Source organism: Pseudomonas sp. 22526 (assembly GCF_052044735.1).
GTDB lineage: Bacteria > Pseudomonadota > Gammaproteobacteria > Pseudomonadales > Pseudomonadaceae > Aquipseudomonas > Aquipseudomonas piscium.
This window is the reverse complement of sequence record NZ_JBQENK010000013.1, coordinates 139,057-159,673: the sequence shown is the minus strand read 5'-3', so window position 1 is coordinate 159,673 and position 20,617 is coordinate 139,057. Positions and strand designations below refer to the sequence as shown.

At 62.2% G+C, this 20,617-nt stretch carries 19 protein-coding genes and 2 pseudogenes; 12 read left to right on the top strand and 9 right to left on the bottom strand.

Annotated features, from left to right (window positions below):
• Positions 1-137: 137 nt before the first annotated feature.
• Positions 138-527: a RidA family protein gene (locus tag ACTJKT_RS20430; protein ID WP_009044426.1), complete on the bottom strand. Its 390-nt coding sequence runs from the start codon at positions 525-527 to the stop codon at positions 138-140.
• 415 nt (positions 528-942) lie between these two features.
• Between ACTJKT_RS20430 and ACTJKT_RS20425 the strand changes: the two genes are divergently transcribed.
• On the top strand, positions 943-1,215 hold the full coding sequence (locus ACTJKT_RS20425; protein WP_440788340.1) for a hypothetical protein: 273 nt from the start codon (positions 943-945) through the stop codon (positions 1,213-1,215).
• A gap of 416 nt (positions 1,216-1,631) precedes the next feature.
• A pseudogene (locus ACTJKT_RS20420) lies at positions 1,632-1,820 on the top strand (IS4 family transposase); the annotation flags it as partial.
• Here the strand turns inward: ACTJKT_RS20420 and ACTJKT_RS20415 are convergent.
• Positions 1,817-1,918, bottom strand: a pseudogene (locus ACTJKT_RS20415) (ATP-binding protein); the annotation flags it as partial. The pseudogenes ACTJKT_RS20420 and ACTJKT_RS20415 overlap by 4 nt on opposite strands.
• A gap of 90 nt (positions 1,919-2,008) precedes the next feature.
• Here ACTJKT_RS20415 and ACTJKT_RS20410 point away from each other — a divergent pair.
• The 3 genes from ACTJKT_RS20410 (at position 2,009) to ACTJKT_RS20400 (ending at position 5,492) form a co-directional block, all read left to right on the top strand.
• Positions 2,009-2,800 (top strand): class I SAM-dependent methyltransferase, encoded by a 792-nt coding sequence (locus tag ACTJKT_RS20410; RefSeq protein WP_210687966.1) that lies wholly within the window; start codon positions 2,009-2,011, stop codon positions 2,798-2,800.
• A 502-nt stretch (positions 2,801-3,302) separates the two neighbouring features.
• Positions 3,303-3,785, top strand: a complete 483-nt coding sequence (locus tag ACTJKT_RS20405) for an acyl-CoA thioesterase (RefSeq protein WP_009049637.1) — start codon at positions 3,303-3,305, stop codon at positions 3,783-3,785.
• Between the two features lie 57 nt (positions 3,786-3,842).
• A complete protein-coding gene (locus ACTJKT_RS20400; RefSeq protein ID WP_440788339.1) occupies positions 3,843-5,492 on the top strand; it encodes an FMN-binding glutamate synthase family protein in 1,650 nt (549 codons plus the stop codon).
• Positions 5,493-5,570: 78 nt separating this feature from the next.
• Here the strand turns inward: ACTJKT_RS20400 and ACTJKT_RS20395 are convergent, their stop codons facing one another.
• From ACTJKT_RS20395 to ACTJKT_RS20380, 4 genes are all read right to left on the bottom strand, one after another.
• Positions 5,571-5,882, bottom strand: a complete 312-nt coding sequence (locus ACTJKT_RS20395; RefSeq protein WP_440788338.1) for a hypothetical protein — start codon at positions 5,880-5,882, stop codon at positions 5,571-5,573.
• A 20-nt stretch (positions 5,883-5,902) separates the two neighbouring features.
• Positions 5,903-6,184 (bottom strand): type II toxin-antitoxin system RelE family toxin, encoded by a 282-nt coding sequence (locus ACTJKT_RS20390; RefSeq protein ID WP_081360541.1) that lies wholly within the window; start codon positions 6,182-6,184, stop codon positions 5,903-5,905.
• Positions 6,174-6,422 (bottom strand): type II toxin-antitoxin system Phd/YefM family antitoxin, encoded by a 249-nt coding sequence (locus ACTJKT_RS20385; RefSeq protein ID WP_440788337.1) that lies wholly within the window; start codon positions 6,420-6,422, stop codon positions 6,174-6,176. The genes ACTJKT_RS20390 and ACTJKT_RS20385 overlap by 11 nt, the downstream gene beginning before the upstream one ends.
• Before the next feature lie 96 nt (positions 6,423-6,518).
• Positions 6,519-7,307 (bottom strand): AraC family transcriptional regulator, encoded by a 789-nt coding sequence (locus ACTJKT_RS20380; RefSeq protein ID WP_440788336.1) that lies wholly within the window; start codon positions 7,305-7,307, stop codon positions 6,519-6,521.
• Between the two features lie 84 nt (positions 7,308-7,391).
• Here ACTJKT_RS20380 and ACTJKT_RS20375 point away from each other — a divergent pair, with 84 nt between their 5' ends.
• The gene (locus tag ACTJKT_RS20375) at positions 7,392-8,390 is read left to right on the top strand and encodes a bile acid:sodium symporter family protein (RefSeq protein WP_440788335.1); all 999 of its coding nucleotides are present in this window, start codon (positions 7,392-7,394) and stop codon (positions 8,388-8,390) included.
• Between the two features lie 135 nt (positions 8,391-8,525).
• On the opposite strand, the gene ACTJKT_RS20370 is transcribed toward ACTJKT_RS20375, so the two are convergent.
• Positions 8,526-9,314 (bottom strand): hypothetical protein, encoded by a 789-nt coding sequence (locus tag ACTJKT_RS20370; RefSeq protein WP_440788334.1) that lies wholly within the window; start codon positions 9,312-9,314, stop codon positions 8,526-8,528.
• Positions 9,315-9,595: 281 nt separating this feature from the next.
• On the opposite strand from ACTJKT_RS20370, the gene ACTJKT_RS20365 reads away from it, so the two are divergent.
• From ACTJKT_RS20365 to ACTJKT_RS20340, 6 genes are all read left to right on the top strand, one after another.
• Positions 9,596-9,799, top strand: a complete 204-nt coding sequence (locus tag ACTJKT_RS20365; RefSeq protein ID WP_440788333.1) for a hypothetical protein — start codon at positions 9,596-9,598, stop codon at positions 9,797-9,799.
• Positions 9,796-11,541, top strand: coding sequence for a hypothetical protein (locus ACTJKT_RS20360; RefSeq protein ID WP_440788332.1), 1,746 nt, complete (start codon positions 9,796-9,798; stop codon positions 11,539-11,541). Before ACTJKT_RS20365 ends, ACTJKT_RS20360 begins: the two co-directional genes overlap by 4 nt.
• Before the next feature lie 70 nt (positions 11,542-11,611).
• Complete coding sequence (locus tag ACTJKT_RS20355; protein ID WP_009044436.1) at positions 11,612-12,073, top strand: YccF domain-containing protein; 462 nt, start codon at positions 11,612-11,614, stop codon at positions 12,071-12,073.
• Positions 12,074-12,383: 310 nt separating this feature from the next.
• Positions 12,384-13,460 carry a GGDEF domain-containing protein gene (locus ACTJKT_RS20350; protein ID WP_440788331.1) on the top strand — a complete coding sequence of 359 codons (1,077 nt, stop codon included), beginning with the start codon at positions 12,384-12,386 and terminating at the stop codon, positions 13,458-13,460.
• A 79-nt stretch (positions 13,461-13,539) separates the two neighbouring features.
• A complete protein-coding gene (locus tag ACTJKT_RS20345) occupies positions 13,540-14,514 on the top strand; it encodes a response regulator (RefSeq protein ID WP_440788330.1) in 975 nt (324 codons plus the stop codon).
• 20 nt (positions 14,515-14,534) lie between these two features.
• Complete coding sequence (locus tag ACTJKT_RS20340; RefSeq protein WP_169914230.1) at positions 14,535-15,452, top strand: LysR family transcriptional regulator; 918 nt, start codon at positions 14,535-14,537, stop codon at positions 15,450-15,452.
• Here the strand turns inward: ACTJKT_RS20340 and ACTJKT_RS20335 are convergent.
• Together ACTJKT_RS20335 and ACTJKT_RS20330 are read right to left on the bottom strand one after the other, a co-directional pair.
• Positions 15,449-19,066, bottom strand: a complete 3,618-nt coding sequence (locus ACTJKT_RS20335; RefSeq protein WP_440788329.1) for a PAS domain-containing protein — start codon at positions 19,064-19,066, stop codon at positions 15,449-15,451. The genes ACTJKT_RS20340 and ACTJKT_RS20335 overlap by 4 nt on opposite strands.
• A gap of 64 nt (positions 19,067-19,130) precedes the next feature.
• Positions 19,131-20,588 carry a TolC family outer membrane protein gene (locus tag ACTJKT_RS20330; protein ID WP_440788328.1) on the bottom strand — a complete coding sequence of 486 codons (1,458 nt, stop codon included), beginning with the start codon at positions 20,586-20,588 and terminating at the stop codon, positions 19,131-19,133.
• Positions 20,589-20,617: the final 29 nt, after the last annotated feature.

Here is a 20,617-nt window from a genome sequence, read left to right as displayed (position 1 = left end):
TGCCGAGCCTTGGCGAGGCTGCGATCGGCCCCGAAGGGGACGCGGCGACATTGAAACCCATGCGCCCGCGTTGCGGTCGATCGCAGCCTCGCTGGGGCTCGGCAGCGGCTACAGGCGCTCTACAAAAACGCCGCAAATCAGCCCTTCTTCCTGTACGCCACACAATCAATCTCAACCTTGCAATCCACCATCATGCTGGCCTGCACACAGGCCCGCGCCGGCGCATGCTCCGGCTTGAAGTACTCACCGAACACCTTGTTGAAACTCCAGAAATCCCGCGGATCCTCCAGCCACACCCCGACCCGCACCACATCCTCCAGGCCGTACCCCGCCTCCTCCAGAATCGCCACCACATTGCGCATCGTCTGATGCGTCTGCTCAACGATCCCGCCATGAATAATTTCGCCATCCAGTGCCGGCACCTGGCCGGACACATACAACCAGCCATCGGCCTCAACGGCACGAGCGAAAGGACGAGGCTGGCCACCGCCGGCGGTGCTGCCGGTGCCGTAGCGAGTGATGCTCATGGGGTGTTCTCCTAAGTAAAGGGAAGGTTGAGCAGAATAAGCCGTTCCTAAAAAGGTGCTTCTCGTAATTCCAGGAGACACTTATTCCGCTATAACGGATAAAAATATACAACAACGGAAAACTCACGAAGAGTGTGCCATGGGAAAGAGAGGGATAACAGAGGATAGGCAACACATCTGGAACCAAAGAGATAGAGAACAGGCCTGAAATAAATGCTGCTCCCCCCATTAATTCAGCCATTAATGACGGCTCGTGTAAGGCGTTTCTGTATCTGGTGTAAACATGCCCTCCAAGCTTGTTACCCCGCTATACGCCTCCTATATTCCGTTTCGTCGCTCCCAACGCTGCGACCGGATTTGGCCGTCCGAATCTCCATGAGCACACCCTAAACTTCCTTCATGGAGCGTCACCGTTATGGATTTCCAACCTCTCACCTCCTCCAACACCACCAACCACCCCGTCGCCTTTATCAACCCTCAAGCCCCCTTGCTTGACCTGCTGACCTACGCCGGCCTGCGTATCCGCGCTGCCCGGGACATGCTGGACAGCGTGTCCGGTATGACCAGCCGCAACGCCGATGACCTCGAACTGATGCGCTTCTCCAGCGTGGCAACCTTGTTGTTGCAGGACGGATGCGACGTGTTGCACGTGGCAGAACAACGGGCGATGGAGCTGCCAGAGCCTTAACCGAACCGCCTTGGCCTTTGCTCTTGCTGTGCTTTGGCTTTGGCTTTGGCTTTTGATCTTGCTCTTGATCTGCCCGCCCCTTTCCCAGAGGCCAAACGCAGGTCTTGCGCAGGGGGCACCTCGGCAGGGATGCCGAGGTAGCCGCCCTCGGCCAGGGATGGCCGATGGCGGCGGCCCCCGGAGCAGGACCGGAGTGAGGGCATGCCGAGCCTAGGCGAGGCACCGAATGGTGGGGCGAGACCTTTTGGTTACTTTTTGCTGGGCCGGCATTCCGGCGTTTGCCAAAAGTGACCCGCCGTAAGGGCGGAACCATAAGTGGCCGTGACCGCAGGAATGGATATGTACCCGTCCAAAAAATGCAGCGCCAGCACGGACGCCATCGCGGGCAAGCCTCGCTCCTACTGAAGCAGTGATCACATTTGGCGTTACAGATCAGAAGTGGTTATGAGGGCCTGCAGATCGCTTTGCCGTCAGAACATTTACCCGTCATCCCCCTGAAAGGCTTGGCTCAGCGCCTGTTAGCCCTCGCTCGAAATATCCAGCCTAAGCAGATAGCCAAAAGCCCACGAGGTCCAAAGGTGCCCAAACCGAAAGCGTGGGTACAGTGGTGTGTCAGCCGATCCAGCAACGCCGTGGTCATCTTGGCGTCGTCAAATACGCTCGACCATTCCGAGAAGCTGAGGCTGGTCGTGATGACCACGCTTTTGTTCAGGCTGCCCGCCTAATGTGAATCCACCTGCGGCCGATAGGATGGAAGGCTCACCAGTATCGACGTCTTATTTCAGGGTTATCAATGGAAATTCCATACAGCATCAGGCTTTCATTTTTTGATTTCTGGAAGGGGCTCTTCAAAGGCACGCTTTTCATCCAGAAGCGTTTGCGCGGGCATTTGAAGGAGCAGCAGAAGAACTGGCCAAAGAAGCAACAATACAGCCAAGGATATTTCTATCAGGGCTTGGAAGAACTGGGAATCACAGGCCTGAAGCCTACGGGCTTTCGCTTCAAGCAATACGCCATTGATGAAGAATTGAAGGGCGCAGACGTACTGGACATCGGCAGCAACTGCGGTTTTGTCTCAGTATATTGTTCGCGACTGGCGAAATCCGTGACCGCCGTCGAACTCAACCCTTTTCTCAATAAAGTGGCGAAGGATACCGCGCGTTATTTGAAGCGCGACAATATAGAGTTTATAGAAAGCGATTTTTCGGTATTTGCCACAGATAAAAAATTTGATGTAGTGCTGTCGTTTTCCAATCATCACACCATTGATGGCAACCTCAATATGGGGTTTGAAAACTACATGAAGCGCCTGGTGTCGTTTCTAAAGCCGGGTGGCTACCTACTATTTGAAAGCCACAATGTTTTCGGGCCAGGTAGTGGCGCCGTAGGTGATGACGGTGATATGGACGAAAAAATCAAAATAATGAACACCTATTTCTCCATAGAACGCTATCGAATGGTCAACTGTTACATGCGACACATGGTCGATGATGTCGACAAGCTCTTCATTGTTGCGCGGCTCGTGGACAATCCTCCGAAGACGGATTTCTGTCTTGAACAAGCAATCCGTCGCTATCACTATTGATCCTGCATTCAATTTTTTTGGCTACCTATGACACCGTCCAAAAACGGCAGCGCCAGCGCGGACGTTATCGCGAGCAAGCTCGCTCCTACAGGCCGGTGTCATGCAAAGAAACAGTCGCTACCGTAGCGCCCCATCGTTCAAATCTTTGCTGGCTTGGTTTTTGGTCCGTTGGGTACGTAGCCGCTCATCTACGCATGCTTTTTTCGGGGCTGACTTTGACCAGGCAGCCCCCTACTGAAGACCGACGCTCCAGGCTTTAAGGCCATTCTCAAAATTCTGATCCCTATCCCTCAGGCAACTTCAATTCCCCGCTCGACGGTGAATGACAAGCGCTAGGTATCGCCCCTCCCCACTCATTATTGCAATCCCCACAACAGCTCATTGCAAAAGATAGCTAGCTAACTATCAAGACTTCTTATTACCCTCCGGTCTCCAGCCAAATGCTGTCCGCGGGGCTCTAGCCTGCCTATCCGGACAGCATCGATTACTGATGAGGTCACCCATGGAACCAGGCAGTTATCAACTGAGCATGAGTGTGCTCATGACGCCCGACAAAGCCAATTTCTCCGGCAACGTGCATGGCGGCGCCCTGCTCAAGCTGCTCGACGAGGTGGCCTTCGCCTGCGCCAAACGCTATGCCGGGCGCTATGTGGTCACGCTGTCGGTGGACCAGGTGATCTTCAAGGAGCCGATCCATGTCGGCGAACTGGTGACCTTCCTGGCTTCGGTCAATTACACCGGGCGCACTTCGATGGAGGTCGGGGTCAAGGTGATGACCGAGAACATCCACGAGCGCACGGTGCGCCATACCAACAGCTGCTACTTCACCATGGTCGCCGTCGACCCCGACGGGCGCCCGCACCCGGTGCGCGCCTTCGTGCCGGAAACCGCCATCGAAAAACGCCGCTACGCCCAGGGCTTGCTGCGCAAACAACAGCGCCAGGAACTGCAGGAGCGCTACCAGCAGATTCGTAACTCGGACTGAGCCCGCCCTGCTTGCTCGCCTGCCCCCCATGTCTTGCGATTTGCCCAAGGAAAGATCATGAAAATATCGCTGTTGAGTCGCTACGCGACCCTGACCCTCTGCCTTGTCATTACTGTATTCGGCCTGTTGTATTGGCCCGCCAGCCTCTGGGGCCAGGGGCTGATTGTCCTGGCCGGGGTACTTAGCCTCATCGGCCTCAACGACCTGCGGCAAAGCCACCATGCAGTGCGCCGCAACTACCCGATCATCGGCAATATCCGCTACCTGATCGAGTCGATTCGCCCGGAGATCCGCCAGTACCTGCTGGAAGGCGACGACGAAAAGCTGCCCTTCTCCCGCTCGCAGCGTTCGATGGTTTACGCCCGCGCCAAGAACCAGCCCGCGGAAAAAGCCTTTGGCACCCTGGCCGACGTCTATCAGCCGGGCTTCGAGTTCATCAGCCATTCGATGGTCCCGGGCGATGCCTGTGACCCCAGCCAGTTCCGCGTGGTGGTCGGCGGGCCGGACTGCCGGCAGCCCTACAGCGCCTCAGTGTTCAACATCTCGGCCATGAGCTTCGGCGCGCTGAGCGCCAACGCCATCCGCGCCCTGAACAAAGGCGCCAGGCTCGGCGGCTTCGCCCACGACACCGGGGAAGGCAGCATCAGCCCCTATCACCAGGAGTTCGCCGGCGACCTGATCTGGGAAATCGGCAGCGGCTACTTCGGTTGCCGCACCCTGGACGGCCATTTCGATGCCCAGCGCTTCTCCGAGCAGGCCAGCCATCCGCAGGTGAAGATGATCGAGATCAAGCTCAGCCAGGGCGCCAAGCCCGGCCATGGCGGCATCCTGCCCAAACACAAGGTCACCGCCGAAATCGCCCAGACCCGCGGCGTGCAGATGGGCCATGACTGCGTGTCGCCGGCGCGGCATTCGCAGTTCAGCACGCCCATCCAGTTGCTGGAGTTCATCGTCAAGCTACGCAACCTGTCCGGCGGCAAGCCGGTGGGCTTCAAGTTCTGCGTGGGCCATCCCTGGGAGTTCATGGCCATCGTCAAGGCCATGCTCGAGACCGGCATCCAGCCGGACTTTATCGTGGTCGACGGCAAGGAAGGCGGCACCGGCGCCGCGCCCCGGGAGTTCACCGACAACATCGGCATGCCCATGCGCGAGGGCCTGCTGTTCGTACACAACACCCTGGTCGGCGCCGGCCTGCGCTCACAGATCAAGCTCGGCGCCAGCGGCAAGGTGGTCAGTGCTTTCGACATCGCCAGCGTACTGACCATCGGCGCCGACTGGGTCAATGCCGCGCGCGGTTTCATGTTCGCCATCGGCTGCATCCAGTCGCAAAGCTGCCACACCAACAAATGCCCCACCGGCGTCGCCACCCAGGACCCGCTGCGCCAGAAAGCGCTGCAGGTCACGGACAAGGCCGAGCGGGTGCACAACTTCCATCGCAACACCTTGGTCGCCCTCGGCGAGATGCTCAGCGCCGCCGGCCTCGACCACCCGGCGCAGCTGCAGGCCAAGCACCTGGTACGGCGCCTGACCACCACCGAGGTGCGGCTGTTCTCGCAGATCCACGTGTTCCTCGAACCGGGCGAGCTGCTGCAACGGCCGATCAGCTCGGAGTTCTATGCGCGTATGTGGAACATGGCTCAGGCCCACAGCTTTGCGCCGCTGGCTGTGGCTGCGCCGGCCAGGGCTGAGCGGCTGACGTTGGCTTAAGGCAGGTATTGGTAAACCGTCGGTGGCCGCCCATTGGGTGAACAGGCGCCGCATCCAGGATCGAGGGTGCGGCAGCCGCTACAGTGGTCGAAACAAAAGATCAGGCCCAATCGCCGCAAAAAGCCGCCGTAACAATTCATCGCCCGCAGGGGAAACCGATTGCAGGTAATCCCCATCTGCCCAATGACTCCAGCCGGCCTCAAGCACCACTTCACCCAGGCAAAAAGACTGAGCGATACCCTCGTCCCAGCCATCGACGACCTCACCGCAGCGCCCGAACCCCAATCCATCCACCAGATAGGTGCACACCGAGCGCCTGAGTTCGCTACCGTACGCATCGAACTCCAGGCATAGATAACCACTGGCCATCGCAAACAGTCTGGGCTGCATCTGGAACTTCTCCTGGCTGGCTAACGCTTGCTGGCTTGCTGATAAACACTCCCCCGCTCCCGCTTGCCCACGGCAATGACCGTTACCACCAACACCTCATCCACCACCCGATACACCAGGCGGTAGCCAGCCGTGCGCAGTTTGATTTTGTAGGCATTGCCCAAGCCGCTCAGGCGATCGGCCGGGACATGGGGGTTGACGAGTCGTTCCTGCAGCTTCTTCTTGAATTGCTCTTTCAGCGTGGGGCCCAGCTTTTGCCATTCCTTCCAGGCTTTCTCGGAGAACTCCAGCTCATAAGTCATCGAGCGAAACCTTGAGGGTCGGATCATTCTCTCGCTCACGGCACAAGGCGAGCAGTTCCATATCCTCCAGGCGCTCCATCATGGCTTCGTATTCCTTGGCCGGAACGCAGTAAAACGCCGGTTCGTTGCGATTGAGGATAGCCACGGAGGAACCGCCACCGGCCGCAACGGTGCCCATGGGGTTTTTCTTGAGCTCGGAAATGCTCGCAACGACGTTGGACAGAAGGACATGGGTCATGGAGTGCTCTCACGAGTGCTGTTAAGAGCACTCAAAATAGCACCTTTGTGAAGACAAGTACCTTGAGAGCAGACGAGAAGTATCAGGGAACGAGCACTAGCGAAAAAACTCCCCAGGCGTCGCATCGAACTGCTGGCGGAACGCCGCGATAAAGGCCGAGGTCGAGTCGTAGCCGCAGGCCAGCGCCACGTCTGTCACCCGCTCGCCTTGCTCCAGGGGCGTCAGGGCGCCCAGCAGGCGCAGGCGTTGGCGCCAGGCGCGGAAGGTCAGGCCGGTGTCCCGCAGGAACAGGCGGCTCAGGGTTTTCTCTGTCACCCCCAATTTTTCGCTCCACTGCCCCAGGGTGGTCGGCTGGTCCGGGTGCGACTGCAGGCTGCGGTAGATCTGCCGCAGGCGCGGGTCCTGGGGCAGTGGCAGCATCAGGTCCAGTTGCGGGGCGGCGGCCAGTTGGTCCAGCAGGACCTGGGCCAGGCGGCCGTCGGCGCCGTCTTCGGCGTATTCCACCGGCAGCTCGCTGAAGGCGCGGATCAATTCGCGCAGCAGGCTGCTCACCGCCAGCACCTGACAGGTCGCGCCGGCCCAGGCGGTGACACGGCAATCCAGGTAGAGGCTGCGCATTTCGGTGCGCGGCGAGCTGAACACCTTGTGCGGCATGCCGGCCGGGATCCACACCGCCCGCTGCGGCGGGGCGATGAAACGCCCGGCGCTGGTCTGCACTTCCAGCACGCCCTGGATGGCGTAGGACAACTGCACCCAGGGGTGGCTGTGGCGCCGGGTCAGGGCCCGATTGGGCAGGGATTCGGTGCGCCCGTACACCGGTCGCGGCAGGCTCGGCAGACCGGGAATACTGCGGCGGACGATCTTTTCATGTCCTTTAGGCGGCATTTACTGGCTCATTGGCGTTAGTCGGCAGTCCGCCATCACGTTAGAGTCGGCCCACCGCCCTGGCAACCCCTGGATGATTTCGCTATGAGCCGCTCCCGTCTTTTGCCCGACAATTTCACCCTGACCCTGATCGGCGTGGTGCTGCTGGCCAGCTTCCTGCCCGCCAGCGGCCAGGTGGCGCTAGGCTTCGGCTGGCTGACCAACGCCGCCATCGCCCTGCTGTTCTTCCTCCACGGCGCCAAGCTGTCGCGCGAGGCGATCATCGCCGGGGCCGGCCACTGGCGCCTGCACCTGCTGATCTTCAGCCTGACCTTCGTGCTGTTCCCGATCCTCGGGCTGGCGCTCAAGCCGCTGCTGTCGCCGCTGATCGGCAATGAGCTGTACCTGGGCATGCTCTACCTCTGCGCCCTGCCCGCCACCGTGCAGTCGGCGATTGCCTTCACCTCCCTGGCCCGGGGCAATGTGCCGGCGGCGATCTGCAGCGCCGCGGCGTCCAGCCTGTTCGGGATTTTCCTCACGCCGTTGCTGGTGACCCTGCTGCTGAATGTGCACGGCGATGCCGGCTCGACCCTGGATGCCATTGTGAAGATCAGCGTGCAATTGCTGCTGCCCTTTATCGCCGGACAGATCGCCCGCCGCTGGATCGGCGCCTGGGTGGGCCGCAACAAGAACTGGCTGAAATTCGTCGACCAGGGTTCGATCCTGCTGGTGGTCTACGGCGCCTTCAGCGAGGCGGTGAACGAAGGCATCTGGCAGCAGATTCCGTTGTGGAACCTGGCCGGGCTGGTGCTGGCCTGCGGCGTGCTGCTGGCGTTGGCACTGCTGGCCTCCAGCCTGTTGAGCAAGCTGTTCGGCTTCAACCAGGAAGACCGCATCACCATCCTGTTCTGCGGCTCGAAGAAGAGCCTGGCCACCGGCGTGCCCATGGCCCAGGTGCTGTTCGCCGGCAGCACCATGGGTGTGCTGATCCTGCCGCTGATGCTGTTCCATCAGATCCAGCTGATGGTCTGCGCGGTGCTGGCCCAGCGTTACGCCAAGCGCCCGGAATCGATCCCGGAACTGATGGCGCAGGTCGATCCCTGATATCTGATGAACAACAGTCCCCTTGTAGGAGCGAGCTTGCTCGCGATAAATCGTCAACGAAAACGTGCTGCACCTGACCGCCTCAACTTCGCGGATCGCGAGAGCGGCTCCTCCTACAGGTCCCTGTGACGGCGATCAGTTGTGTTTCGGGCCGCCCTTCCACGGCGCGTATTCGACCAGCACGCTGCCCCGCGCCAGCCCCTTGTCGCCCACCTTGAAGCCGGGCATCTGCCGCAGGTTCATCTGCTTGCATTGCGCGGTCAGGCGCGCCTGCAGGTCGCTATCCAGCTTGAAAGCGTCCCGCCGTTCGGCAACCGGATCGAGGTTCACCAGACACTCCTGCACCTGCCCCTGGGCATTGGCGACAAACCGCACATGGGCCTTGCCAATACTGTCGACGGGCTGCTTGCCCAAGGCCTGCGTCCAGAAGAAGCGGCTTTGCGCATAGGCCTGGACCGTCCGCGCTCGCCACTGACGCTCAGCTTCGGACTCGACGAGGGCCGGAAATACCAGCGGCGCGACAATCACCATCTCCCCCTCAGGCCCGTACATTTCGGCCGGCACCTCAGGGAACAGGCTGTCCCAGCACACCTGCCTGGCCAGGCTTTCCAGGGCCGGGACCGGGGCCAGGTGGGCGTTGGGGCGGATCTCGCAACTACTCAGCTCGTTCCGGCGATTGATCTTCACCACCAGGTCCACCGTCCCTACCAACGCCTGGCTGTTGGCGGCAAAGGCATTGCGCACCATCAAGGCCCTGAACTGATCGCTGAATGCCTGGGCATTCTGCTGTAGCGATGCCTCTGCCGCGGGTTGAAGATCCGGTGCGGCACTTTTTGGCGTCTGGCAACCGGCCAGGGACAACACGCCGGCCAGGATCAACGGCAGCGTCAGCCGGGGCGCGATGAGACGGGATGGACTGGACAACAGGCTCAATTCCATTTGTTCGAAACTCTCGGGTAAAGGGGGAAGTCGTGCGGGGGGGCTGGGTTCAATGCGTCATTTCACTGACGATTGAGGCGCGCACTATTTAGTGCTCGACCCAGCAACGTCACAGGCTGCTATGTCGACCGGGCGCGGCCAATCTGTAGAAGCTTCAAGCGGTTATTCCTGTGGGGAAGCCAGGGTTTGTGCTTTTGTCAGGGGCGGCAAGCCGATAGCATAGCGCCACTTTTTTTGCCGGTCGGCGATCTTACATGGATGTTTTTATGCGTTCCTTGCTCGCGCTTTGCGCGTTGTCCCTTCTTGCTGGTTGCAGCATCGAACAACAGGCTACCCCTGCCGAATCAACCCTGGTCGCAGGAATTCATCCAGACTTTACCGCGGCCAATCGCGATGCCATGCAGGCCAAGGACTTGCAGGTTGAGGTGCTGCCTACCGGCACGCGCCAAGTCGACGAGGTGGCTGAATGAGCCGTGTGCTGAATGACTTTCGGCCTTTAAAGCCTGCTGAACAAAAATTGCTGAGATGTACGCTTTCAGGAAAAGTCGCCAGCTTCAGCGCGCACCGACCGGAGCAGGCGACATCGGAAAACTTCATTCGCGCGGACTTCCTTCGCTTCCTGATTATGGGAGGGGACGAGACAAATATCGTGCATGAACAGGGTGTAAGGCTCCGGGGAGCTTACATCGAGGGAATACTGGACCTTCGCTCAAGCAAGATACCTACCGCCTTCTTGCTGCAAAACTGCCTTTGCTTCAATACGCTCTTCTTGAACAATGCGTCCATCGATGGTCGAGTGAGCCTGGATGGCAGTGCCTGGGCAGGAATCCAGGCCCCACTCGTGTCAATAGCAGGCTCTCTTTCCCTACGTCAGCTGTTCTCTTTCGGCTCAATCAACCTGCTCGGCGCCAAGATTGAAGGTTCATTAACCCTTAGCGAGAGTTCTATCGATGGCCGAGGTTTTGCAGCCATACGCGCCGACCGCATCCAGATCAGCGGAAACCTGAACATGCGAGGAGGGTTCTCCTCCATTGGTGACGTTAGCCTTGCGGGCATTACCCTGAACGGCCAGTTGAATTGCACGTCCTGCCGCATCATTGCGGTTAAAGACGTCTCATTGGCAATGGACGGCTCTGTCATTAAAGGCAACGTCAATCTGTCAACCGACTTCAGATCTGAAGGTACCGTTCGACTTTCAGGAGCCAACATCGGAGGTCAGCTCAATTTCACTGGCGCGCGACTCGATGGTAGGGGCGGTTACGCCCTGATTGCCCAATCCGCATTTATCGCAGGCTCGTTAATTGTCAAGGGACTGGCGATCCCCCTTCAAAAAGCCCTTCTCAACAATACAAAAGTCAGGACGCTGACCGATGATGCACAGTCTTGGGGAGAGGGTTTGCAACTGGACGGGTTTACCTATGACTTCCTGAGTAATGGAGCAAAAGCCAAAACCCGACTTGCCTGGCTGGATAAACAAATACCCTCTGCTGCGGGAACCAATGGTTCAAAAGGCGAAAAGAGCGGGTTTCGCCCACAACCCTGGCGGCATCTGAAACACAAGCTCGAAGAAATGGGACATGCCGATGAAGCCCAGGAAGTCGGGATCGCCTTCGAGAGGCGTTTGCGCGAGGTAGGCTCCGTGGGCAAGAGAACGGCTCACTGGCCTCGGGGATTTCGCTGGCTTGGTATTGTCCCGCATGTGCTTTATGGCGCCCTCACCGGCTACGGCTATCGCCCCATGCGCCTGCTGGCCTGGATCCTCGGCATCTGGCTAGCCTTCACCGCCGTCTACTGGTACGCCGCCGTCGAGCAGAACGTGTTCGCCCCAAGCAACCCGCTGGTGTTCCAGAACGACGCCTATACCACTTGCCGAAAGGAGTATGGAGAAGGCTGGCAAAAGCGCTCGCCCGATACGCCCATCCCTTCAGGGATCGGCAACTGGTACACCTGCGATGCCTTGCGTGGTGAGTACACCGGCTTCAGCCCTGGCGCCTATTCGCTGGACATCCTGTTGTCACTGGTCGATCTGCAACAGGAGAAGGATTGGGGACCGATCACCACGACGCCCTCCCCCAATGCCTGGCTGGAGTTCTGGAACTGGGATTGGGGACATAGCATCCGCTTTCTGGTGTGGCTCGAAACCCTCATCGGCTGGGGCATCAGCCTGTTGCTGGTGGCGATCGTCTCCGGTCTGACCCGGCGCAAGGAATAAGCGTCTATACCTGCACGGGCTCGCACGGGGCCTGTTCACCCCCCTTCACGGTCAAACAAGGAAGCTTCACATGAGCGCCATCGGCAATTTTCTCTGGTTTATCCTCGGCGGCATTTTCATGGGTCTGTGCTGGTGGCTGTGGGGCATCCTGGCCTTTATCAGCATCGTCGGCATTCCCTGGGGCCGGGCCTGTTTCGTCATCGGCGCGTTCTCGTTCTTTCCGTTCGGCAAGGAGGCGATCAGCCGTCGCGAACTGAACAACAAGGACGATATCGGCACCAGCGGCCTGGGGGTGATCGGTAACGTGCTGTGGTTCGTGTTCGGCGGTATCTGGCTGGCGCTAGGGCATGTGATGTCGGCGCTGCTGTGCTTTATCACCATCATCGGCATTCCCTTCGGCATCCAGCACCTGAAGCTGGCGGGCATCGCCCTGGCGCCGATCGGCAAAACCATAGTGCGCAAGGAAGTGGCCGCCGCGGCGCGCACCTTCAATGCCCAGGATGCAGCGCTGAAACAGCGTCAGCCAGGCTGAAGCCCAGGCGCGGAGGCCTCGTCGAGGCCTCTGCCGCTGCGCATGCTGACCGGCATTCTCCCCACGCTGCGCACTCCGACCGTGGCCATTACGTATCGGCGGCGCCCTCAAGCTCGCAACCTGACCGCCAAAGCCGCGTCACCTTGAAACAAACCGCACCAGGACCTTGAAGGACGCCCACAGTGGCGCCCGCCGCAGTTGGACAAGTCCCACGCCCACTGCTTTCATTCAGCCCCGGGACCCTGCGCAGTCCGCGCTCTCGCCAGGAGGCTTGTCGCCCCCGCCCACCCGCTCACGCCCAAGGCCCGCAATGCTCAAGACCATTGAAGCGCAAGTGCTGAAACAGGCCACGCCGCCGGCCCTCAAGGCCGAGTTCGCCCAGTACGACTTCGAACGGCTGCACGGTTTCTGCCTGCTGATCTACGTCGCCAGCATCAGCATCTGGCTGCTGTTCAACCTGATCGTCAGCTTCCCCGGCAAGCAGGGCTTCACCCTGTATTCGATGGCGTTCCTGGCCGCGCTGACGATCAACGCGATCATGCTGGCCTTCACCACAAAGGTCCGGCACTTCCAGTGGCTCAACCTGGTCTTCGTGCTGATCATCGGCGCGGGCATCCGCCTGGTGATCGAAGGCCTGCCGCTGGCGTTGCGCCCCGACTGGCTGATCATCGGCGCCTCGAGCATTCTCTACAGCGCCTCGGTGCTGCCCCTGCGGCGCTGGTCGTTCTTCGCCACCGTCGTGCTGACCTGGGTGGTGCTCGACCCGTTCATCATGACCCAGACCTCGGTACTGGAACTCAAGGGCGCCATGCTGCTGATCTACGCCCTGTTCCTCACCGCCCTGACCCTCTACAGCTTCATCAAGCTGCGCCAGGCCAAGCTGCACACCTACATCATGTCCAAGCTGCTGCTGGAGCAGGCCTACAACGACACCCTGACCGGCATCCCCAACCGCCGCTCGTTCATGGCCCGCGCCGGCGAACAGCTGGCGGCGCAACCCCGGGAGCATGACCACTATCTGGCGATGATCGACGTCGACAACTTCAAGACAGTCAACGACCTGTACGGCCACGACATCGGCGACGAGGTGCTCAAGCGGGTGGCCACGGACATCAGCACGGTCATGGCCGGTTTCGACTACGCGCGCCTGGGCGGCGAGGAGTTCGCCATCTACCTGTGCGGTGTGCGGCGCGGCGACGTGGAGCAACTGGCCGAACGCCTGTGCCAGGTGGTGCGCCAGGCACCGGCCCGCCACCCGGTGACCATCAGCATCGGCCTGGCCCGGGTCGAGGACAGCGACAGCCTGAACCAGGCGCTGGTCAAGGCCGACAAGGCGCTGTACCAGTCCAAGCACACAGGCAAGGATCGTTACACCTTTTACCCGTGACGGCTGCGGCAACGCACCAGCGCGACCCGCCGGTCAAATAAGATAAACTGCCGCCCTATCTTGTTCAGGCGCCCCCTTCATGCCCGCAGAGCACGCCCCCAAGCCCTATACCCTCCTGGCGATCGACGACGACCCGCAGTCGTTGATCGTGCTCTCGAAAACCCTGACGACCGAATATGAAGTGCTGCTGGCGAAGAACAGCGAGCGCGGCCTGGCCCTGGCCCGCAGCGCCAGCCCCGACCTGATCATCCTCGACATCCTGATGCCCGAGATGGACGGTTTCCAGGTGCTCAGCGAACTCAAGAGCCACCCGGCGACCGCCGCCATCCCGGTGATTTTCCTGACCTCGCGCAGCAGCGTCGAAGACGAGCGCCTGGGCCTGCTGCTCGGCGCCGCCGACTACATCGCCAAGCCGATTTCGCCGCCGGTGGTGCTGGCCCGGGTGGCGATGCAACTGGGGTACCGCGACAAGCCCCTGCACAGCCCGCAACCGGCGGCCGAGCCCTCGGCCGGCAGCGACATGCGCGACGGCTTTATCGGCGCCCTGGCCTTGCAGCTGGCCGGCAACCCGCAGATCCGCCTCGAGGCGCTGCTCGATACCTTGTCGATCCTGCTCGACAGCGGCGTGACCCAGAGCGACCCCGCGGCGTTTCGCAGCGCCGCCTGCCTGGCCCTGATGGGCCTCAACCAGCCCGGCAGCAGCATCGGCCAGGCCCTGGCCCACAGCCGGGTGCTGATCGAGGAGATTCTCGCCCACGCCGACCCGGAAGACCGCATCCTCAACCTCGCCTGGAAAATCACCCATGCCGAGGCGCTGCTCAAGGGCGACCGCAGCCCGGCAAACCTCGATCTCCCGTTCTCGGCCCGCCTGTTCGCCCTGGCGCTGAACTACCACCTGAGCCTGCTGCAACCCGGCGGCGACCTTGCCAGCCGGCATGCCCGGGCCATGGCGCTGATGTATCAACAGCCGGGGTTCGAGCAATGCATCGCCTGCAGCCCGGAGTCGCTCTCGGCGGCCTTGCTGAGTTCGTCACAGAGCTTTTTCGGCCCGTGAACGGACAGTGAGCCTTGCCCATGCCTAACCTCGCCGACCTGGAACTGTTCGTGCTGATTGCCGAGTTGCAGGGCCTGTCGCCCGCGGCGCGGATCATGTCGATCACCCCGGCCGCCGCCAGCCTGGCACTCAAGCGCCTGGAGAACCGTCTCGGCGTGCGCCTGTTCACCCGCTCCACCCGCACCATGAAACTCACCCCCGAGGGCGTGCGTTACCTGGAAAGCGCGCAGCACGCCCTGAAGATCCTGGCCAACGGCAAGCGCTCATTGACCCACGACGACGGCATGCTCGAGCTCACGGTGTCTTCCGACCTGGGCCGCAACCTGCTGCTGGACCTGCTCGCCCGGCTCAAGCAGCAACGGCCGCGCCTGTATATCAAGCTGGCCCTGAGCGACAAGGAAGAGGACCTGCTCAAGGGCCGCTTCGACGCAGCGCTGCGCTATGGCAAAAGCCTGGCGCTGGACCTGGTGGAACTGCCGGTGCTCAAGCAGCACCACTTCATCGCCTGCGCCGCGCCCGGCTACCTGGCCGAACATGGCACGCCCGAATCGCCGGAGCAGTTGAGCGAGCACGAGTGCATCATCTGCCACAGCATTGGCCGGCCGGAGAGCCGCTGGCGTTTCCACGCGCCGGGCCAGATCGAGGACGTGCGGGTGCAGGGGCACTTCTGCTGCGACGATGGCGATGCCGCTCGGCGCTGGGCGGTGGCCGGCCACGGCGTGGTCTATCTGCCGCTGTTGAACGTGGTCGAGGACCTGCTCGCCGGGCGCCTGCTGCCCCTGCTCCCGGGCTGGCAGGCCGACGCCGCGCCGCTGAGCCTGGTGGTATCCCACCGCTCGCAAATCACCGAATCGCTGCGGGCTTTGCATCAGTGCCTGGTGGAGCACTGCGCGGACCGGATGGCGCGCTACCTCGACCTGACCCGGACCGCGCGCTAACCCTGGGCTGCGCGCAAATCGACCAGCAGCTCATCGGCCTGCTGGAACTCCAGCCGGTAGATCCGCTCCTGAATGGCCCGCAGGGCGCTGCAAGGGTTCTGCTCGCACAGCTCATCGATCAGCGCCAGGGCCTGCGCATTGTGATTGCGCAGCAGCTTGGCCAGTCGCTCCAGTTTCAGCACCTGCTCACTGTCCAGCGCTTCGTTCTCCCGGACCAAAGGTCCGGCACCCGCCGCTGGCAAACACACAAGACCAGCCAGCACCGGCTCCAGGCACAACGCCAGCTGGCGGATCAAGGGCACCAGGTCGGCCTGCCCGGCACAGTGCTCCTCCAGTTGCCTGGCGGCCTGCCGGACCGCCGTGGCGCCGATGTTGCCCGCCGCCCCCTGCAGGCTGTGGGCCAGAAAGCCGATGACCTGCAAGTCCTCAGCGGCATGGGCCCGCCACAGGCGTTCGATGATTCCTTGCTGGTCATCGCGAAAAACCGCCAGCAGTTTCTGGTGCAGCGCCAGGTCCTGGTTCACCACCGCCAGCCCGAGCGCCGAGTCGATGCCCGCGTAGCTCGGCGTCGAGACGCCGTTGGGCAGGCTTGCCGCAATCTCCCCCGCGGGCAGTTCCAGGTGTTTGATCCAGCGCACCAGGGTCCGATAGAAGGCCGTGACCTCCAGGGGCTTGCTGACCAGGTCGCTCATGCCGGCGGCCAGCACCCGGCCCTGGACATCGGCCTGGCTGCTGGCGGTCACCGCGATGATCGGCAGCGAGCGCAGGTGTGGGTAACCGCGGATCTTGCGCGTGGTGCCGTAGCCGTCCATGACCGGCATCTGGCAATCCATCAGCACCCCGTCGAAGCGACCGTCCTCGAGCAACCGCTGCAAGGCCTCGGCACCATTGTCGGCCAGCACCACCTGGACCCCGGCGCGCTGCAGCAGGCCCTGCAACACATCCTGGTTCAGCCGGTTGTCCTCGACCACCAGCACCCGCGTCCCCGCCAGCAACCGTGCGTAGTCGTTGACCGTGCACAGCCCCGCCGCGCCGGCCACCGATGGGGTGGCCGGCGTGCTGCAACTCGGCACAGGCAACTCCTGCGGCCGTAGCTGCGGCAGGCTCAACTGCACGGTGAACTTGAACACCGCGCCCTGCCCCGGCTTGCTGTGCACCCAGATATCGCCCTGCATCATCTGCACGATCTTTTTCGAAATGGTCAGCCCCAGGCCGCTGCCGCCGTAACGCCGGCTGATGGACAGGTCGGCCTGGACAAAGGCATTGAACAGCCGCGCCTGCTGCTCCTCGCTGATGCCCACCCCGGTGTCGGTGACGCTGAAGCACAGCAGCGCCTTGTCGTTCCACTGGCGCACCAGGCACACGCCGATGCACACATGGCCGGCCTCGGTGAACTTGATCGAGTTGTCCACCAGGTTGGTCAGCACCTGGGCCAGGCGCAGCGGATCGCCGACATAGCTGCGCGGCAACATGGCGGGAATGTCCAGGCGCAGCTGCAGCGCCTGTTCTTCCGCGCGCTGGCGCACCAGCAGCAACACATCGTCCACCAGCTCCCGCAGGTCGAAGCAGACCTGCTCCATGCTCAGCTTGCCGGCTTCGATCTTCGACAGGTCGAGCACGCCGTTGATGGTGCCCACCAGGTTCCTCGCCGCGCGGTCGATCTTCTCGATGTAGTCGCGCTGCACCCGTTCCAGGGGCATGTCTTGCACCAGGTGGGCCATGCCGATGATCGCGTTCAACGGCGTGCGGATCTCATGGGACATGCTGTCGAGAAACTCCGACTTGGCCTGGGTCGCCAGCTCGGCGTCGCGCCGCGATTGCTGGATCTGCGCTTCCACCGCCTTGCGCTCGCTGATGTCGAAGATCACCCCGTCCAGGTACTGCGGCACCCCGTCCACGACAATGGTCTGGCCCTTGTCGTAGACCCAGCGCACCTCCTCGCTGGCGGTGATGATGCGGTATTCGAGCATATAGCTGGCGCTGTTCAGGCAACCTTGGAATATCTCCAGGTCGTCGGGGTGGACCAGGTCGCGATAGCTGTGCCCGGCGAGAAAATGCGTCGCCGGAAAACCGCTCAGGCCTTCGATGGCATCGCTGACGAACACCATGGTGCGCGCGCTGTCCGGCAGGCTGCGGAACACCACCCCGGGAATGTTGGCGATCATCGACTGCAGCTTGGTCTGGCTGTCGACGATCGACTGCTGCACCTCGACCGCTTGCGTGATGTCCTGCAGCACGCCGGTGACCCGCGTCGGCGCGCCATCGGCATCGCGCTGCATGACCCGGCCGATGTCCAGCACCCACAACCAGCGCCCGCTTTTGCTGCGCATGCGGTACTCGGCGCGGTACTCCTCGACTTCGTTGTTCAGGTGCGCCCTGAGCCTGGCCATGACCGGCTCATGGTCCTGCGGATGGACCAGACAGGCCCAGCGGTCCAGGCCATTGCCAAAGGTCTGGTCCAGTTCCTCCTTGCTGTAGCCGAGGATCCGCAGCCAGACATCGTTGTTGATGACGATCCCCAGGCTGAGGTTCCAGTCCCACAACCCCAGCGCCCCGCTTTGCAGGGCCATGTCCAGGCGCCGCTCGCTCTGCTCGATCCGCGCCACATCGGCCTTGTGCCGTCGGGCATCGGCCAGGCGCCGCAGGCCGCCCCACAGCAACAGCAGGAACAGCACAGCGCTCAAGCCCTTGATCAGCAGCACCTGCTCGGCCGGCAGCACCGCATCCAGGTCGCCCAGGGTGATCAGGGTCCAGGGACCGCTGGGGTCGTTCCAGTCGAAGTCGGCCCGGGACAGGCTGTAGCGCCGGCCATCCAGCTTGACCTGCGGCTGATGGGCATCGAATGGCAAGCGTTCGGGCACCCCCTGGGCGAACGGGTAGTCACCGAACTGGCGGCGGATCTCGCCGCTGAACTCGCGCAGCGACCAGCCACGGTCGGCCTTGAGTAGAAAATCCGGAGTGCTGGCGGCCAGCACCACGCCGCTGGGCGACAGGATCATCTTCAGGTCGTCGCCATACTGTTTGCTCAGGCTGGTATCGAGCATCTTGCCGTCGAAGCGCGCCACCAGTACCCCGATCACCTTGTCCTGGCGCGTGCGCGACTCGTAGACCGGGACCGCCATGTAGAACATGCGGGTGCCGGTGGTGGCGCTGATCGCGCCATAGACGCTGCTGCCACCATTGAGCGCCACCTTGAAATAGGGCCGGAAGGCCACGTTCAGCCCCAGCGGCGCCTGGCCCTGGTGATCATGGGCCGCCACCACCACTCCGTCGCGATTGAGGACAAAGGCATGGTTGGCGCCCACCACCATGGACAGCGTCTTCAACGGGATCGCCGCCTGCTCCATCAATTCCGCCGAGGGCTCGCGCTCCAGGATCACCCGTTTCAACGAGGGGTTGTGGCGCCCCAGGATCGACAGCGCGCCAATGGCAAAACCGTCGGACTTCCACTGCTGCAGATCCGCCGCGTACTCCTGGGTCTGCATCTCGATACTGGCCTGGTAGACGTCCTCGACCTGCAGGCGGTAGTAGTTGCCCAGCGCCACCGCGGCACCGACCGCGATCACCACGCCCAGGGCGTAGCACCACCCTCTGTGGCTGTCGAAGACGTTCATTAACCTGTGCAACACCTCGCCCCTTTACCTGATGAATCTGTGCCCGTCGCCCTGACAGACAGCCTCAACGCGCCGCCAGCCGGCGTGGAAACTCCGGCGGCAGGAAATCGCGGTCGGGATCGTAGTCGGCCTTGAGGTAATCACAAAGCGCCTTGAGGTCCTGGGGCGACAAGGTTCCCACCGACTGCTTGAGCCGCAGGGTGTCGAGAATGTAGTCATAACGGCTGTCGTTGTACTGGCGCACGGCGTTATACAACTGGCGCTGAGCCTCCAGCACATCGACGATATTACGGGTGCCGACCTGGAAACCCAGCTGCGAGGCCAGCACCGCGCCCTGGTTGGAAATGATCGACTGGCGCCGCGCCTTGACCTGGTCGACCCCGCTGTTGAGGCCGCGATGCAGGTTGCGGGTCTGCTCCACCACCTGGCGCCGCAGGTTGTCGTTGAGGTACTCGCGCTGATTCATCCGCTGGTGGGCCTCGCGCACCTGGGAAGAGGTCTGGCCGCCGCTGAACAGTGGAATGTTCAACTGCAGGCCGACGGAGCGCTGCTCGACATTGCCGCCATAGCCGCTGCCACGGATATCGCTGTTGCCGTACCCCAGGTTGTCGTTGTCGCCGGTCTGGTAGCGCAGCACCGCGTCCAGGGTCGGCGCGTGCCCGGCCTTGCGCGCGCTCAGGGTCTGTTGCGTCGCGTCCAGGGCGTGCTGGCTGGCCAGCAGGGTCAGGTTCTGCCGTACCGCGGTATCGACCCAGCGCCGGGCATCGTTGGGCTCCGGCAACAATACCGGCATGTCATGCCGCACCCCCTGGATCGCTGCATATTGCTGGTGCGTCAGGGTGTCCAGGGCCTCGAAGGCATCGTCGGTGCGCTTCTGCGCGACGATCCGGTTGGCCCGCGCGGTGTCATGCCCGGCCTCGGCCTGGAGCACATCGGTACGGTCCGACAGGCCCAGCTGCAAGCCCTTCTCGGCCAGTTCCAGCTGGCGCTTGAGCGCGGCTTCTTCAGCCTTGGCCGCCGCCAGGGCGTCCTGGGCCTTGAGCAGGCCGAAATAGGCCTGGGCGCTGTCGAGCATCAGCTTCTGTTCGGCAGCCGCCAGTTCCAGCTGGGCCTGCTGGTCCTCGGCTTCGGCGGCCTTGAGGCTGAACCAGCGGTCAGCGCGGAAGATCGGCTGGTTCAGCACCGCCTGGTAGCTGGTGCCACTGCGCCGAGTGTCCTGCTTTGGCTGTTGCAAGGAGGTGCTGGTGCCATTGAGCTCGGCGCTGGCCGACAGCGTGGGCAGCAGCCCGGCCCGGGCCTGGGGCACCGCCTCGGCGCGGGCGGCCTGGTCGGCACGGGCCGCCGCCAGTTCGCTGTTGTTTTGCTGGGCATCCAGGTACACCCGCCAGAGGTCGCTGGGCATGGCCTGGCGCGGGTGTTCGGCAGCCTGCGCCAGGGAGGCGGCCGGCAACGCAGCAAGCAACAGAGGGACAAGCAACCAGCCGGCAAGGGCTCGCTGCCGCGAAATCATGGGTTTGATCATGGTTTGCTGTTCTACATAAAGAAGTGATT